The organism is Vibrio sp. ED002 (assembly GCF_023277445.1).
In the GTDB taxonomy this organism is placed as follows: Bacteria; Pseudomonadota; Gammaproteobacteria; order Enterobacterales; family Vibrionaceae; genus Vibrio; species Vibrio jasicida.
Genome location: NZ_CP080239.1, coordinates 1,266,355 through 1,282,510 on the forward strand (window position 1 = coordinate 1,266,355; position 16,156 = coordinate 1,282,510).

15 protein-coding genes and 1 pseudogene are annotated in these 16,156 nt (G+C 40.9%); 6 read left to right on the plus strand and 10 right to left on the minus strand.

The window, feature by feature from the left end; genetic code table 11:
• Positions 1-35 precede the first annotated feature (35 nt).
• Positions 36-1,205, minus strand: a complete 1,170-nt coding sequence (locus ITG12_RS22315; RefSeq protein ID WP_042602584.1) for a D-alanyl-D-alanine carboxypeptidase family protein — start codon at positions 1,203-1,205, stop codon at positions 36-38.
• A gap of 501 nt (positions 1,206-1,706) precedes the next feature.
• On the opposite strand from ITG12_RS22315, the gene ITG12_RS22320 reads away from it, so the two are divergent.
• Positions 1,707-3,314, plus strand: coding sequence for a BCCT family transporter (locus ITG12_RS22320; protein WP_038865139.1), 1,608 nt, complete (start codon positions 1,707-1,709; stop codon positions 3,312-3,314).
• 321 nt (positions 3,315-3,635) lie between these two features.
• On the opposite strand, the gene yghU is transcribed toward ITG12_RS22320, so the two are convergent.
• Both yghU and ITG12_RS22330 read right to left on the minus strand, forming a co-directional pair.
• Positions 3,636-4,496, minus strand: coding sequence for a glutathione-dependent disulfide-bond oxidoreductase (yghU, locus tag ITG12_RS22325; RefSeq protein WP_063344760.1), 861 nt, complete (start codon positions 4,494-4,496; stop codon positions 3,636-3,638).
• A gap of 216 nt (positions 4,497-4,712) precedes the next feature.
• Complete coding sequence (locus ITG12_RS22330; protein ID WP_237303878.1) at positions 4,713-5,279, minus strand: TetR/AcrR family transcriptional regulator; 567 nt, start codon at positions 5,277-5,279, stop codon at positions 4,713-4,715.
• Between the two features lie 99 nt (positions 5,280-5,378).
• Here ITG12_RS22330 and ITG12_RS22335 point away from each other — a divergent pair, with 99 nt between their 5' ends.
• Entirely contained in the window at positions 5,379-5,912 is a 534-nt protein-coding gene (locus ITG12_RS22335; RefSeq protein WP_237303879.1) for a dihydrofolate reductase family protein, read from the plus strand.
• A gap of 427 nt (positions 5,913-6,339) precedes the next feature.
• On the opposite strand, the gene ITG12_RS22340 is transcribed toward ITG12_RS22335, so the two are convergent.
• Positions 6,340-6,597, minus strand: a complete 258-nt coding sequence (locus tag ITG12_RS22340; protein WP_038865133.1) for a hypothetical protein — start codon at positions 6,595-6,597, stop codon at positions 6,340-6,342.
• 504 nt (positions 6,598-7,101) lie between these two features.
• Between ITG12_RS22340 and ITG12_RS22345 the strand changes: the two genes are divergently transcribed.
• Positions 7,102-7,311: a hypothetical protein gene (locus tag ITG12_RS22345; protein ID WP_248874050.1), complete on the plus strand. Its 210-nt coding sequence runs from the start codon at positions 7,102-7,104 to the stop codon at positions 7,309-7,311.
• A 225-nt stretch (positions 7,312-7,536) separates the two neighbouring features.
• Here the strand turns inward: ITG12_RS22345 and ITG12_RS22350 are convergent, their stop codons facing one another.
• From ITG12_RS22350 to ITG12_RS22360, 3 genes are all read right to left on the minus strand, one after another.
• Positions 7,537-7,701, minus strand: a complete 165-nt coding sequence (locus tag ITG12_RS22350) for a hypothetical protein (RefSeq protein ID WP_164492023.1) — start codon at positions 7,699-7,701, stop codon at positions 7,537-7,539.
• Between the two features lie 251 nt (positions 7,702-7,952).
• Entirely contained in the window at positions 7,953-8,153 is a 201-nt protein-coding gene (locus ITG12_RS22355; protein ID WP_248874052.1) for a hypothetical protein, read from the minus strand.
• Between the two features lie 119 nt (positions 8,154-8,272).
• Complete coding sequence (locus tag ITG12_RS22360; RefSeq protein ID WP_038865127.1) at positions 8,273-8,485, minus strand: cold-shock protein; 213 nt, start codon at positions 8,483-8,485, stop codon at positions 8,273-8,275.
• 486 nt (positions 8,486-8,971) lie between these two features.
• Between ITG12_RS22360 and ITG12_RS22365 the strand changes: the two genes are divergently transcribed.
• From ITG12_RS22365 to ITG12_RS22375, 3 genes and pseudogenes are all read left to right on the plus strand, one after another.
• Positions 8,972-9,370 (plus strand): HAD-IA family hydrolase, encoded by a 399-nt coding sequence (locus tag ITG12_RS22365; RefSeq protein WP_081635057.1) that lies wholly within the window; start codon positions 8,972-8,974, stop codon positions 9,368-9,370.
• An 87-nt stretch (positions 9,371-9,457) separates the two neighbouring features.
• Positions 9,458-9,640: pseudogene (locus ITG12_RS22370) on the plus strand (haloacid dehalogenase); the annotation flags it as partial.
• Between the two features lie 256 nt (positions 9,641-9,896).
• Positions 9,897-11,102 (plus strand): DUF3103 domain-containing protein, encoded by a 1,206-nt coding sequence (locus ITG12_RS22375; protein ID WP_248874054.1) that lies wholly within the window; start codon positions 9,897-9,899, stop codon positions 11,100-11,102.
• 281 nt (positions 11,103-11,383) lie between these two features.
• On the opposite strand, the gene ITG12_RS22380 is transcribed toward ITG12_RS22375, so the two are convergent.
• The 3 genes from ITG12_RS22380 to ITG12_RS22390 form a co-directional block, all read right to left on the minus strand.
• Positions 11,384-12,328, minus strand: a complete 945-nt coding sequence (locus ITG12_RS22380; protein ID WP_248874056.1) for an SEL1-like repeat protein — start codon at positions 12,326-12,328, stop codon at positions 11,384-11,386.
• A 296-nt stretch (positions 12,329-12,624) separates the two neighbouring features.
• Complete coding sequence (locus ITG12_RS22385; RefSeq protein ID WP_248874058.1) at positions 12,625-14,460, minus strand: ATP-binding protein; 1,836 nt, start codon at positions 14,458-14,460, stop codon at positions 12,625-12,627.
• Positions 14,457-16,109 (minus strand): ATP-binding protein, encoded by a 1,653-nt coding sequence (locus ITG12_RS22390; RefSeq protein WP_248874060.1) that lies wholly within the window; start codon positions 16,107-16,109, stop codon positions 14,457-14,459. The genes ITG12_RS22385 and ITG12_RS22390 overlap by 4 nt, the downstream gene beginning before the upstream one ends.
• Positions 16,110-16,156: the final 47 nt, after the last annotated feature.

Below are 16,156 nucleotides of genomic sequence, written 5' to 3' on the forward strand. Positions count from 1 at the left end.
CCGCCTTAGTAAATCAATTTGCGTGTAATCGAGATTTAGAACCAGCTCGCGACCAAGCGCTTAAACCAATCCATTAGACGTTTGAAGATACTGCCTTCATCAACGGGCTCTAACGCCACTAGCTCAGCTTCTTTCACGACGTCACCGTCGACCTTATACAAAACCTTGCCAACCACTTGGTCTTTTTGAATCGGGGCAATTAAATCGCCGTTGTATTCAACTTCCGCTTGCAGCTTATTTACATCGCCTTTTGGTAGCGTTAGATAAATATCGCGATCGACGCCGACTTTCAATTCATCTTGATTGCCCATCCAAACGCGCGCTGTTGATACTTCTTTACCAGCTTCAGTTGGTACAACCGTATCAAAGAAACGGAAGCCATAACTCAGTAGTTGTTTGCTTTCTGACTCACGTACACTTGGGCTTTTTGCGCCCATTACAACCGCGACCAAACGCATGTCACCATTAGTTGCCGACGTCGCAAGGCTGTAACCTGCGCCACTGGTGTAACCGGTTTTCATGCCATCCACACTCATGCTGCGATCGCGTAGCAAGCCATTCCGGTTGTATTGGGTAATGCCGTTGTAAGTAAACGAAGTCTCGCTGTACAACGGGTAGATATCTGGTAAATCACGAATGATGGCACGGCCGAGAGTCGCAATATCACGAGGTGTCGAATACAAACCATCACTGTCCAATCCGTGTGGGTTGGTAAATGCAGAGTTTGATAAACCAAGCTGATTCGCCCAACTGTTCATCAATCCAACAAACCCAGCTTCACTGCCTGCAACGTGTTCTGCGATAGCCACACTGGCATCGTTACCCGATTGAACAATCAAACCACGATATAGATCAGACAAAGAAACAGAGGTACCCACTTCAATGAACATTTTTGAAGAGTCTGGGAAGTTTTTTGCCCATGCATTTCGGCTGATCACCACGTCGTCATCCAGACTGATGTTGCCTGATTTAACCTCCTGACCAGCAACATAGGCGGTCATCAGTTTGGTCAAACTTGCGGGGTTAAGACGCTTATCTGCGTCTCTTTCTACCAATACAGTTCCGGTGTGGTAATCCATTAAAACGTAACCGCGTGAGCTAAGCTCCGGAGCATTAGGAACAACGGTAGGTGCAGCAAAACTAAAAGTAGATACTGCAGTCAGAGCAGTCGCTAACGTAGCATTGATTAAAGTGTTTTTTCTCATAGCAGCTTTCTGTGGCTTACAAACTAAGTGGAGTATATTGAAACGCTGTTCAGTTACAGCAGCTCTGTTACGATTCGTTACGTTTACTCGATGTTTGTCGAAAAGAATGCGATGTCCGTAGAATATTGCACACAAAACCGGCATATGAATACGCTAGTCAAGCATATGAGACAACTAACATTTATCACCATTCAAAATACCAAAGCGCTAATAGCAAAGAGCTGAACTTTCCATCTTAGCCCCGTCCTTTTAGCCCTTACTCTCTGTGCTCAAGACCCAAAAAGATTACACATCAAAACATTACACCTCATAACTTTCCAAGCCTAAATGCACGGTCAAAACTCGCATAAAAGGACAAAAAAAGCGTAAATTTGCATATTTTTACATAAAACATTATTATCTCGTCGCATTTTTTAATTTGAACTCAAAATAAATGGAGGGCGGTTTTGGTGTTTTTCTTGAGAAAGGACAGCACTTTTAAAAAGCGTACATGTTGTATTTATGGATAATGCACTAAAAAAATATAGTATCGACACCACCGACTATCAGGTTGGCCAAGACAACGTTCAAAAGTGGGGATTCGATATCCACAACCCAGTATTCGGAATTAGTGCTGGTCTTGTTCTTCTTTGTCTTGCTTCTCTTCTCATTGTTGACCCTGCGACTGCTCGTGATGCCCTAAACGGCCTAAAGAACGGCATCATTTCAGATTTCGACTCGTTCTTTATGTGGTCAGCAAACTTCTTCATCTTATTCGCTATCGCGATTCTTTTTTCTCCCCTCGGAAAAATTAGAATCGGCGGTAAAGACGCCATTGCAGAACACTCAACCATTTCTTGGTTATCTATGCTTTTTGCTGCCGGTATGGGTATTGGACTGTTGTTCTGGAGTGTTTCAGAACCAACCGCTTACTTTACCAATTGGTTCGGTACTCCTCTCAACGTAGAGCCTTATACCGAAGAAGCAAAATCACTTGCGATGGCCGCAACCATGTTCCACTGGGGCATCCACGGTTGGGCGATCTACGCCATTGTTGCACTCTCACTGGCCTTCTTCGCTTTTAATAAAGGTTTACCACTTTCTTTGCGCTCAGCGTTTTATCCAATCTTTGGGGACCGCGCTTGGGGTTGGTTAGGTCACGTTATCGATATTCTAGCGGTACTCTCCACTCTATTTGGTCTAGCGACGTCTCTCGGTTTAGGTGCACAACAAGCAACCAGTGGCATTAACCATGTATTTGGTTTAGAAGGTGGCATTGGTACGCAAATGATTGTTATCGCATTCGTTACTTTTATCGCAGTACTTTCTGTGATCCGAGGTATCGATGGAGGTGTCAAACTACTGAGTAACATCAACATGGCGGTGGCTTTTGCACTGCTGGCGTTCGTGATGTTCATTAGCTTCGATATCGCGACAACATCCATTTGGGATACCACTGTCGCTTACGCACAGAATATCTTTGCACTCAGCAACCCTGTTGGTCGTGAAGACACTGAATGGATGCACGGTTGGACTGTTTTCTATTGGGCGTGGTGGGTATCTTGGTCACCATTCGTGGGCATGTTTATCGCACGTGTATCGAAAGGACGTACCGTTCGAGAGTTTATCTTCGCGGTTATCGTGATTCCAACCACAGTAACCTTAGTTTGGATGGCCGTATTCGGTGGTATCGCACTCGACCAAGTCGTCAATAAAGTCGGTGAATTAGGCGCAAATGGCTTAACCGATATCTCACTGACGTTGTTCCATGTGTACGACGCCATGCCATTTAGTTCAGTCATTTCAATCCTGTCTATCGTTCTGATTTTGGTGTTCTTTATTACGTCATCAGACTCTGGCTCGCTGGTTATCGATAGCATCACCGCTGGCGGCAAAATTGATGCACCAGTACCACAGCGTATTTTCTGGGCATGTATTGAAGGCTCTATCGCTGCCGTCATGCTTTGGATTGGTGGTAAAGAGGCACTGCAAGCACTGCAATCTGGCGTTGTCGCAACGGGTTTACCATTCACCTTAGTCTTATTGGTCATGTGTGTGAGCTTGATTAAAGGCTTAAGATCAGAATTACCGGCGTATCAAAACGCAATGCAGAAACCTTCCGTTGCTTAGCAAAAGCTTTATATCATCAATATGAGAAACGAGCGTCCATTTGGCGCTCGTTTTTTATGCTCGTCACCGTATTGTATTGCGAATCAATAAGTTCCGTTCTTACACATAAAAAAGCCCCAAACGCAAAGGTGTTGGGGCGAATAAAGCAATGAGTTATTGGTCAAGGGATTCTAACTCACCACTGGAACGGACTTAGTCCTATGACATCCTTTGTTACGCAGCTTTATTTCAAGGCGATCACTTATTACTTTGCGTACGCCTCTCGACGAAACAAAAAAAGGAATGCCGAAGCATTCCTTTTTACTCATTCAGAAAGGGCAATTATTCAGGCTTCTTCGCCAGCGCCGCATCAATGTCTGATGCGCTGTGACGCTCTGCCACTTGCTCCCACTCTTCACCCCATGCGCGGTTAACAATGCGACCACGTTTAACACCTTCACGCTCATCAATCGCTTTTGCCCAACGCACGACGTTTTTGTAGCTTGCTACATCTAGGAATTCAGCCGCATCGTAAGCACGACCCAAGACTAGGTTGCCGTACCAAGGCCAAGTTGCGATATCAGCGATGCTGTACTCATCGCCACCAAGGAATTCATTGTTCGCAAGACGCTTATCCAGTACATCTAGCTGACGTTTTGTTTCCATCGTGAAACGGTTAATTGGGTACTCGAACTTCTCTGGTGCGTATGCGTAAAAGTGACCAAAACCACCGCCCAGGTATGGCGCAGAACCTTGTAGCCAGAACAACCAGTTCATGACTTCAGCGCGCTTTGCACCTTCTTGTGGTAGGAAGTGACCAAACTTCTCCGCGAGATAGAACAAGATGTTACCAGATTCGAATACGTTCACTGGCTCATCACCGGAATGATCCGCTAGTGCAGGGATCTTCGAGTTTGGGTTCACCGACACAAAGCCAGAGCCAAACTGATCACCATCACCAATCTTGATCAAATACGCGTCGTATTCTGCTTCCGTTACACCTGCTGCTAACAGTTCTTCAAACATGATCGTGACTTTTTGACCATTTGGCGTACCCATTGAGTAAAGCTGGAATGGGTGCTCGCCAACTGGAAGCGCCTGCTCATGTCGTGCACCAGAATCTGGACGGTTAATACTTGCCCATTGGCCGCCGTTTTCGTTGTCGTTTGTCCAAACTTTTGGTGGAGTATATTCGTTAGTCATTGTTATCCCTTATTGTGTTTGAATGCATCTTCGAACTGACGTCCTAATCACGCCAGCAAGCATAATCAAATGTCCCAATCGCCAAATACGATAAAGCCTATTCAAGATATTAGGTCGAATTCGCCAAATAAAAGTCCTTCAATCTCTTTTAGTTAGAACCTTTGGTTATGGGAATTTCTTTCACGCTATAAGTAAAAAAGTACACGTTAATGTGAGCTAGGTTCGAGATACCAACAACGAGGAACAAATCAGCTTCAGCGGTCCATCCATCATCTCAGTCTTAATCAAGCTTGCATCGTGACAACAACTGATTGAGAACGCGAACCCATGTAGGTAATCCGCCAGCAAGTCCAAACTGTCTTTCTCCACTTGCGGGGATAAACCCAAAGGCTGAACAATGATTCGATAACGCTCGGTAAACACTTGAGCTGGGCCATGGGATGTCATGCTCAACATGGTTTGCAACAACCCGTTGTACTCACGCAGCAGTGCAATGTAGCTAACAGACAAGCTTTTGAGTTCACCTTGCCAATCTTCATTCATTTGAGGTTGATAAATTTCCTCCACCAGCGATGTGGTTAACGCTTCAAGCAAAGCATTCTTATTTTTGAAGTAGTGATAGATCGCCATAGGATCGACATTTAATTGCGTCGCTAACGAGCGAATGCTTGGTACCTTTCCATCCTTTTTCATCAATAGCTTGGCCGATTCTAAGATGCCTTCTGCGCTTAGCTGCGACTGCTTGGCGGCGGGTCTTCCGCGTTTCTTTTCGTTGACAGACATTTGATCTTCCCGATAAACTCAGCATTATTCTACATTGTAGAATTAATTTTAACCTAACCTTTAACTTGGCTCAAGCACCAACATTTTAATGAGGTACTCATGGCAAATATCGTATTTATTGCAACCAGTCTGGACGGTTACATCGCAGATAAACAGGGCAAACTAGACTGGCTACATTCAGTACCAAACCCAGACAATATTGATACTGGCTTCTTCTCACTGATGGAACGCATTGATGGCTTGGTGATGGGACGCAATACCTTGGATGCAGTGCTGAGCTTTGATTGCGATTGGCCATACAGCAAACCGGTGTTCGTACTCAGCAACACCATGACAGAAGTGCCACAAGGCTACGAAGACAAAGTCTTTTTAGTAAAAGGCGAGCTAAAAGATGTGCTTGCTGACCTAAATGCAAAAGGTTTTAACGAGCTTTACATCGACGGCGGTGTGACGATTCAGAACTTCCTAAAAGAAGATCTTATTGATGAAATGGTGATCACGCGCTTCCCTATCCTACTTGGCGGCGGCGCACCTTTGTTTGGTGATTTGGAACGACCACTCAACTTCAAAGTGACGAAAAGCGAGGTTATTTTAGATACGTTAGTGAAAACGACTTACGTGCGTCAAAGGTAGTTTGGGGGTGAGTGAATCAAGCTCTTGACGATAACGTTAAGGGCGATTTTTGTCTTCAATAGCGATGTTCGATGGAACTCATTTTAGGACATTTTTGAGTTAGAACTGCTACAAATTAGAGCAAGTATAGTAAGTACTCGACCACAAAAATGTCCTCTGTAAACCTACCAGTCTGGATTTTATTTTTGAGCATTTTTCTAATAGAAATACGGCTCAAATCAATTCAGTGGCATTGGTAAGTCATAAAGGTGTTTTTTTGTTTTTTTGATAATCACTGTATTTTTTTGCGATCCATTGATGCAAATGCAACCCGCTATTACGCTTTAGCTGCACATCGATCACAGCCAAAATCAGTAACCCAATTATCGTTCCCATAATCATCTCCAAGCTTATCTATTCTAATTAGTACTAGTTTAAGTGCTTTTCATTAATCCATTGATTTCATAAGCTTATCCATATTTAGACCACCAAGCTCCTCTAAGTTATCCTTAATCTCTTCATCTATTGATAGATGGCGCTCAACTTTCTTTATTTCCTTCTCAAGAAACTTTTCAACTTCTTGAGATACGTTGAACATCAACCCCTGTTCACGTGCTGCTTTTCTAGCTCGTTTAAGACGATAATCTAAGTCTGATGAAATTTTAATGTTTAGCGATACTTTGGATTTTTTTTTCTGTAATTGCATGATGATACTCAATTTCAACTTAATAATACTATAAACTTTTCTACCTTTTTAGCAAGAAAAGTTAGTATTACCGATGACTGAATTGGAGTCAGAGCTGAATAAGATAGTTGTGTACGAATAAGATGTGTAAAACACCGAATGGATCACCTCTGAGCTTAGAAACGCCACAAGCACAAGATAGCTCATAGAAAGACGATGCTTTTCAACAGACAAGCTTTGGGGATAACAACCACGACATCTCTGGGACACACGTAATATTATGGCAAATGGAACGTTAAGTTGCTTAAACAGTGGGAAGCGATGAAACATACTCGTCGTGCGCAGGCTTATGGGGCGAGGTAATAACCATTGTGTGATGGGTATTTTCCGTCCATACTCCTTGATAATCAGTTGTTTGCCTAGTCAGCTTTTGGCAAGAAACCAAGTCAGTTCGAACGTTTAAGTGTGAAACAATGCTATATTGAAAGCGTCACATCACCACGTCCCCACAAAAGGAATAGTACCATGCCGACCTATCAGGTCACTTACTTCAACGCGAAACACGCCGTGATGGATAGCGAAGCTATCTTCATGAAAAGTTTAACAAACGCCAAGCGCTCAGCTGAGCATCATGCGCCAGAGGGCGCAATGCAAATTGAGATTAAAGATTTAATGGATCAGATGCTAAGTCGAATGACGCTTGATGATGGCTGGGTAGATAGCAGTGAAGACTGACGTTTGCTAGCAATCATGATTCGTTTGGAACGTCATGAATAAATACACAGGTTTGATTCGTTTTTCGTAGTAGCCTTTGACACAGTTTAACTTGTTTGTCTGACAACGCTTGCTCACGATTAAGTTGATCTCGTAAACCTGTAAGCATGTCTCGGTCCAAGTTACTCAGCTTTTCGGAGTGTAAGAGGAGTGTCGTATTGATAAGTTCAGAGAGGTTTCTTGAGCTCATAGTCCCCACTCCTTATCCCATTCTTTTTGTTCCTCAATCTCTTCTATGCGTTTGCGAACACCCATTGTTTTCAACTCTTCCGGTATCCGCTTAACCCCTTTCCCTTTCGGATTAATACTAAATTGCTTCTGCTTTTGTGTCGGTTTAGGTAGCTTGCTCATATATCATCCTATTTTTGGTGGTTTACTGAATTTCGCACCGCGTTCATATTGGCTATGAAAACAACAATGATACTACACAAGTCAGAACATAAGTGGGCAACAGTAATTCAATGATTTTTCTAAATGAGATCAACACAGATTGAACCAACGATTGCAGAAAACTGAGGCTCAGGCTTTTAAAAATGTAGTGATTCTAAGCAAAATAATTTTAGTTAATTTTATTCAAGTTAGAATAAAGCCATTTCAATTCATTATTTTTTATTGATGTATCGTTCAGCGTTTGCAAAAAGTTTATCGCATGATTTTTTCTGTGCTAAATATTCTGATGAACCTTCAGTCATAGAATCGAGAATTTCTTTCGCTTCTTGGTATTCTTTTACCATCGCAGCGAATCGTTCTTCGAAGTTGTTTTTCTGTGTTTTCTTGCTTGATTTTCTTACTGGTTTTCTCATGTTACTTCTTACCTTATCGATCCCAACGTTTATTTTTATTCGTATTTCGAACCTTCGGGATCTTTATTAAACGTAAAGTAAAAAAGTCTCCTCGACAGAAGAGACTTTTTAGAAATGTCTTACACTAACGTAACGTTACCCGCTTGAGGGCCTTTGTTACCTTGCTCAACAACAAAAGAAACCTTTTGGCCTTCAGATAATGTTTTGAAGCCTTCACTAACAATTGATTTGAAGTGAACAAACAGGTCAGAACCGCCGTTATCAGGAGTGATAAATCCAAAACCTTTAGATTCGTTAAACCATTTTACTGAGCCAGTTGTTTTATTTGACATAATATATCTCGATACATTGATTAAGTTAAAAAGAAAGCTACTAAATAAGGAATAAAGAATAAGGTATCGCAGGATAGATATGACGAACTTAATCGAAAAAACTGAGAAGATCTTGAACTAAATATATTATCAATAACTCACCGTTTGAGCTGCCGACACTATACACCAAGTAAAAATAATAGATATGCATTTCTTCATTAAATTTTATTCTCTATAAATTCAATAACTTGAAAGGTAAAATTTAATCTCTTGCTCTAAATGTGCGAGAATCATTCGCACAATCGTAACAACGCTAATATTCGATATCGGAAAAGTGAATGTTTCTAGCTTCTGATGGAGAAATCGCATACCCACAACCCAATATTGTTGTCCCACAAAAATGTATGGTCCGCCCCTTTATTACAACTACAATTAAGTCATAACGGAGTTGGTTTGCGCTAATGTATTCGGAGTCCTTGTTGGGAGTACTAGCTTCCCAGCTCCACGATGATATCTGCGCCAGATTGTGTGGTTGCGAGCGATGAAATTGCAGCAGGCTCTCGCCCAGGCCCATGGATGGCCCTAAAGAACGTTATTGATTTGGGCGTAACACGCGTCAGCAATTGCGTGAAGATTGATGATGCCGTCGCTGGTATTCACGAAGGACTAAACGCAGGCATGTGGACGGTTGGTCTATCTGTATCAGGTAACGAGTTCGGAGCGACGCCAGAAGAGTTCCAAGCAATGACAGCAACAGAAATCGAACAACGAAAACAAGCCGCAGAAAAAGTGCTTTACGCCGCTGGTGCGCACTACGTTATTGAGACCATTGCAGAATTGCCACAAGTGATAAATCAAATAGAGGCGAGAATGAAAAACGGCGAGTATCCAACTTATATCAATTGATTCACTAGCCCTTCAAAAAAGCCAACAGCTATGACTGTTGGCTTTTAAGCTGTGTGTACCATCCCCTGCCCGTTCTCCCATCTTGAATTAGCGTTCAAACATTCCCCCTCAGGCGTATTATCAACGAAAAGAGCTGGATGCTTTACGGTCGCACTACCCACTAGCCATAGAGAAGATGAATTGAAAGATGCGGACCTTATCGTGCAAGGCTTTAAGCACCTAACGGTGATCAAAAACCACAATGGTTCTTATTGTCTAGCGGCTCCATAAAACGATTCCGATAGCTGATACACAGACAGATTCAGCAGTTAATAACGCCACAAATTCCTTATTTACCAATTTATAAACCATTAAATATCAAGCTGGCACTCAATAAATTTTATAGAATTTAATCAAATTGAGATCTTGTGCTACACACTTAAACAAAAAGTCCAGACTAAATTTTGCACACATTCACGAAATTGATAGGTTAATCCTCGTAGGGTAAATACTCTATTAGTGATAAAAATTAAAATAAGGACTTTTTATGAGACCATCATTCTCGATCAGTATGGCGCTTGCTACCACGGTGGTTGGCTTCCATTCCTATGCAGACAGCATCAACACAACTACCTCGTCATTAACCTCAACCAACGTTGCTGAGCAAAAACAATCGTTAGCATTGCAGATCAGTGCCAGCTACGCCGATCTTGAGTCTTCTTTGAAAGCTCAGATCACCGAAAAAAGTTTATCTTTGCCGATAGACAAGTTGAATTCAGCTCAGCCCTACTCGACCTTCTCTAGAGAGATGCAAAAAGCCGATCTTAGCTATCGCAAGGTGAAAGGTATCAATAACTTCAGTGATTCCGTTCTTGAAATCCGCATGGCTGATGAAACCATGATTGACGCTTGGAAGGATGGCAAAAGCCCGCTGTTCGCATTCGAACCATCCGGTGACGATGCCGATTGGCAATACATTGAAGCGTATGACGTGTACGGGCAAGTTCATGAGTTAGACGTCTACCAAATGCCGGACGTCCCTGTCTTCGTGATTGACAGTGATGGCGCAAAAGAGCTCAAAGCTGGCCTGATGGCAATGCAAGCAGAGCTGAACCAGTTTGGCATGACTACCCAAATTAATGCCGACGGTAAAGACAATGCCGGAAACCCTCAAAAACAGCCTCTAATCGGCAAGGCTCGTCACTCTATATCCGAATCAGAACCGGAAGAACTGAACACGACTCAGCTTACGAAGATTCGTTTAGCGGTGGATAGAGAACCTTGGATCTCAGGTAAAGCCGAAATCTACGCGATCGTAACGGGCGTTGATGCCAGCCGTTTAGAACCGCAGATTGACCTAGTTGAAATGCCTTATCTGGATTACGACAAGCAAACCTATTACCCAAATCAAACCATCATTTTTTGGCCTCGTTACCGCTGGGGCGCAGCAGACATTATTCTGATGGAGCACGATGACGGCACTAACTATAAAGAGCTTGCAAAACTGCTGGTCAAAGCCGCAGAAGAAGTACTGAAGATGATCCCTGATCCAGAGGTACAGGGTTATGTGATCATCCCTCAGATCACCAGCAAAATCATTGAGTTGATTCCAAACAATATCTTGGTTAACGATGATGACTTTGTAGACGTGTACTACACCCTACTGCAGAAAACCCCTTATGTTGACCGCCCTGGCGCAGGTGGCAACGCGGTGGCATCTTTCACCCCAGTCACCATACTGCCTACTGAGTAACTTTAGGTTCATTACTTTGGCCAGTAGGACTCGCTGTTCTGTATTGAATGGCGGCCGACCTAGATAGTTAAAACAAAAGAAAAAAGCCCTTCCTAGAAGTAGGAAGGGCTTTTTATCATCGATTTACGTGTTTGGTGATCACAACAGGTATAAATTCAGTCTGTGAAGGTTTTGGACAGAACCTTGTCAGTAACTTTACTAATTTAGCAACTAATGAATTAGCTCAGGTATAACAAACTGGCTTAACATTCTGTCCAGTTTGGGTGGGACATATCATGCTATTAGCGTGCATGTTGGGATTTGTTGAACCAATAATTGGCTTTCTTGATGTTCTTCTGAACATACTCACCATCTCGGTAAAACTCTGAAAGCGTGTATTGTGCTTCGGCATTGTGATTCTCTGCCGAGCAACGTATGTACTCGATGCCTTTGTCTTTATCTGTATTAAGCATGGTAAGACCAGCATCAAACATTGCATCAATGTGACCTAATTCTGCGGCACTATATAGCCATTTGATTTTTTCGCTTTCGTCAGCGTCAACACCATAGCCAAATTCATAACAATTAGAGACTTCGTATTGCGCCTCAGCATCCCCTTGTTTTGCGGCTACTAGATACCACTTGAATGAACTTTTAAGGTTCTTCCTTATACCATCGCCCTTTTTGTAATGCTCAGCGAGGTCTATTTGCGCACCAATATCACCTTGTTTGGCCGACTCTTTGAGTAATTTGAAGTATTGCTCTTTATTCGACTCTACTCCTAGCCCATCGTGGTACATAATGGCTAACCATGATTTGGCTTTTGCGTTACCTTGTTCAGAAGATTTCGAGAGTAAGTCGAAAATTCGCTCGTAACAGTCTGGTTTGTCTAACAAGATAAGGGCCAGATTTAATTGAGCCTCTGGATTACCAACGCTTGCTGCGAGTTCAAACCAGTGCTTGGCTTTCTTTAGGTTGGGTTTGCGGTAAATATCTTCATAATAGATTTTACCTAACTCGACTTGAGAATTAACATGCCCAGCTTCCGCTGCTCTTTGATAGAGCTCGATACCTTTGCGAACACTCGATTTAGAGGCTAGCGATAGAATATGCATGCTAGCTAAATGGTAGGTCCCTTCCAGGTTACCATCAGAAGAGAGTTTATCGAAAATGCTTTCTGCATCACTGTATTCCTCTGATAGATAATGAATTGCAGCTTTAGTTAGATGGAATTCAATAGTATCCATGTTCACTCCTAATTTCGTGATTGCATTGTCGTAAGTCAAATATCGGCGCTGAGTAGCTCTGTAAATTCTGCGTTATCTTGAGGCAAAGGTGATTCAGCCTAGCACACATTCGGCCGAGCCTTGTTGACTAAGTGAGTGGACATATCCGAGTTAAAGCATTAACTCGTCAGTTTCGTATAACAATTTCTATGGATTAACGCCATCAGGAAAGGTGAGTAATAGCTTGCTAAAAAGTGAAACAAAGTGGAGCCGAGCAAGCTGTTACGAACCCAACTTAATGGCCGATTCCAACCGAACTATTTCCGAATAAAATCAACTAAATCTTTCAGTTTATTTTCTAGGCCAAGCATCGAACAATGTGTTTTATCGAGCTTATCGACTACTGCTTTAGCAATAGGTACTTTTTTGCTTGCATAACTTAAAGCAATATTACTCAATGAAGGGGCATCTAGCTGAGTATTATCATCAAATTGATAACAATCGGAAATAGCTTTATCGAATGAATCAAATTTTTCGAATATAAAGTCTGAAGCTTGAGTTGATTTTAACGACAGTTTCTTAAGGTTATTTCTCTGACCAATTGATTCACGCTTGAAACCTTGGCTAGTTAAAATATCAAAGAGTAAATCTTTGCAAATATAATTCTCAATCTCACGACCTTCCGTAATCCACACTTTGACATAATCATCTAATGTTGAATCTAAACCAGCATTATCAGCATTGACTGTTCGAAGTCTATTCAACATAGAACTTAGATATGCTTTAAAACCCTCATCATCTCGGTCTTCTTGCGAAGAACAATCAGAATCGGCAATCAAGCATGCCTTCCTACTGGTGCTTAAAATATTAATTAGATTTTCACCAATATCATCTAGTACTGTGAAAGAGGCTAAGTTTGTACCACCAAAGTACAGGAAGGAGTAATCCTTCCCTTCTTTCAGTTCTCCGCCAGAATATATATCAATCCATTTTTTCAAGTAAATCCTATCACTAGGCCCTTCAACCCATAAAACAGTATTAGCTTGAAGTATTTGAGAAGCTTTTACGCCCAATGAATCTAATGTTTCATAATACTTGATTACATTGTCATTTGGGGTAATTGAGCTTGCCCCATTGGGCGATTTTAAAGTTCTGTATACAGCCCAGTTTTCATTTAGGCAGTCAATAAGGGATGGAGAATGAGTCGTAATAAAAAATCTATGATTAATTAGCTCTTTCTCAAAAATACTTATAAGTTTAACTACTGCTTCTGGGTGTAAATTGGCTTCTGGTTCTTCGAGAAAGACGTTTAAATTGACTTCCTTGTTAATCCAAAGATGTGATAGCAACATTACTATTTGAGAGACCCCAGTACCTAACTGATCTAAAGAAAAGGATAGCCCTGATTCAAATTCAAGATTTAAATCCTTATCTACAACTTCAATATTAGTTACTTCCTCAGATAAAATATCAGTTAGCCACTGCTTAATTTGTTTTTTATATCCAGCCCAGTTTGATGGAGTTGCTCTGTCTAGTCTTAACTTATCAAGCTCTTCAATAATTTTTGCGCCATCAAAATAGTATCTTTGCTCATTATTCGAATTTCGCGAATAATGTCGAATAGGATCAACAAATACTAATGAATTTAAGAAGCATCTCCAATAAAACTCATTATCACTAAACCCTGCCACATCGTCAGTCGGGTCTATCCATGTATTTTCTTCCAAATCAGAACAGATTAAATTACTATCATTGAAGATTGGCTTACCATTAACCTTCATGTTCAAAACAGATGTATTAGAACTAACGTCATGGTAGCAATCTAACGTAACTTTATGGTCACTTACTGTATAAGAAATTTTATCATCTTCCGTGAAGACATTATCATTTGAAAGCGAAATTTCACAGTTAATTTTCTCCTTTCCCCAACCCCATGTTTGGCTTTCATCAAGTTCAGTGGCAACTGAAATCGCAGTTCCAGTAGTCAGATTCTCACTAGCTATACTTTTTAAGTAATTAAAATACTTGGCTAAATTAGATTTCCCTGAGTTATTTGGTCCAATAATTAGGTTGATTGACTTTAATCCGCTTATATAAACGCCATTTAAATCATATGAGCGCCAACCACAAAGTTTTATCGAGTCAATCTTCATTTAGATTTGTCCTGCTTATGCCAAGAGTCAACTAAGGCTTTTAATGAATAGGTCTCAGGCTTCCCTAGTTTCCAAGATTTATGATATCTAACGTCATTACTTCTAGGCATTGGGTTAGGTACCCTAAATTGAACTTTTCTTGGTAAATTAATTGAGTCTCCAGAAACAAATGCCTCACCGTCTCTAAGACTAGGTAAGAAGTCAACTTGACCAGCTAATGTATCTGGCAACAGCCTTTTAATCTTGTTTTGGTCTAGATCATTGGTAAGTCGAAGGGTTATATATGTTCCACATTGAGATAAGACAGTTGTTGAAACATTTGATGGGCGTTGAGTAACAACGGTCAAACCAACACCATACTTCCTCCCTTCTTTTGCAATTCTCTCAACTCGTTCTTTTGCTATATTGAACTTTGAATCGCTATCTTCTGGAATATAGGTATGAGCCTCTTCTAGTATTAAGTTAAGAGGGATGCTTTCAGGGTCTAAATCCCAATATTTAAAGTCGAAACATAGTCTTGAAATAACGCCAACACAAACAGCTCTTACTTCTGCTGGCAAGCCACTTAAATCTAATATGTTTAAATATGCTTCAGATTCAGATAAGCCTAAAATAAATTCAAAATATTCGACTATTGATGTTTCATTATCAATTTTTCGATGAAGAAATGAGTAACGAGTATCATGACGCACCGCTTGGAGTTTAAGAATAATACTCTCATAAGGTTTCTTATTAGTAGCATTACTTTGAGAGTCCTTTTCAGCTATTATTTCATCCAAAAGAGTATCAATACTGAAGAAAATTGGTGTGTCTGCAGAAACTACCACACTATCAATATTTTGCTTTTTAGCTTCTATTTCTTTTTGTTTCGTTATAAGCCTTTTTATTATAGCTTTCTGATTAGAACCAGGCTCAAGATTATAAACACCGAAGAACTCTTCTAAATCTAAAAACCAGTATGGAAGTGTAAAATCATTCCAAGGAATTGCATTTGTTCTATTTTTAAAGTCTTCGTTTGGATCTTTATCGTTATAGCCAAATGCTGAAGGGTATTCATTATGAATATCAAAAAATAATATTCTGGGGCACTCATAGCTTGATAATATCGATTGAACTATCGATGCAACGGTGCAACTTTTACCACTGCCTGTAGTACCCAATATGGCGGTATGCCGCCCCATTAGCTTATCTAAGTTTAAATACGTTTGATCGTCATCGTTTGAATCAGTAACACAAAAGTGCTCTTTGTCTTCATTTAGGTCTATGCCTATTAATTGGTTTACTTGGTCACTGCTAAGAAAGTATGTATCACAATTTATTGTGGGAAGACGTTTGGTGCCTCGATTAAACTTACCATTGATAGCACAACCCAATATTGAAAGCGTTACTACTTTCCTCTCTTCCCTAACAATTTCAAACCCATCATTTGATCTTTTTGTTCTCTCAATTTCAGTGATCTGAACTTTGCTTATGGTACAAATTGTATTACCGTGCGCTCCGCCACAGTTAACATAAGCACCAACCTCAGCGCAGTGCTTTATACTTTGAAACTCGCACTCTAGAACATCTGCATGAAGTATAATTGCCGCACCGTCAACTTCTTTAATTTTACCAAATTTTAAAGCTTGTTCTCTTAATGATGTTGTCAATTTATAACTTCCTTCATTGTCTTCATAATATTTTCAGAAAATACAGA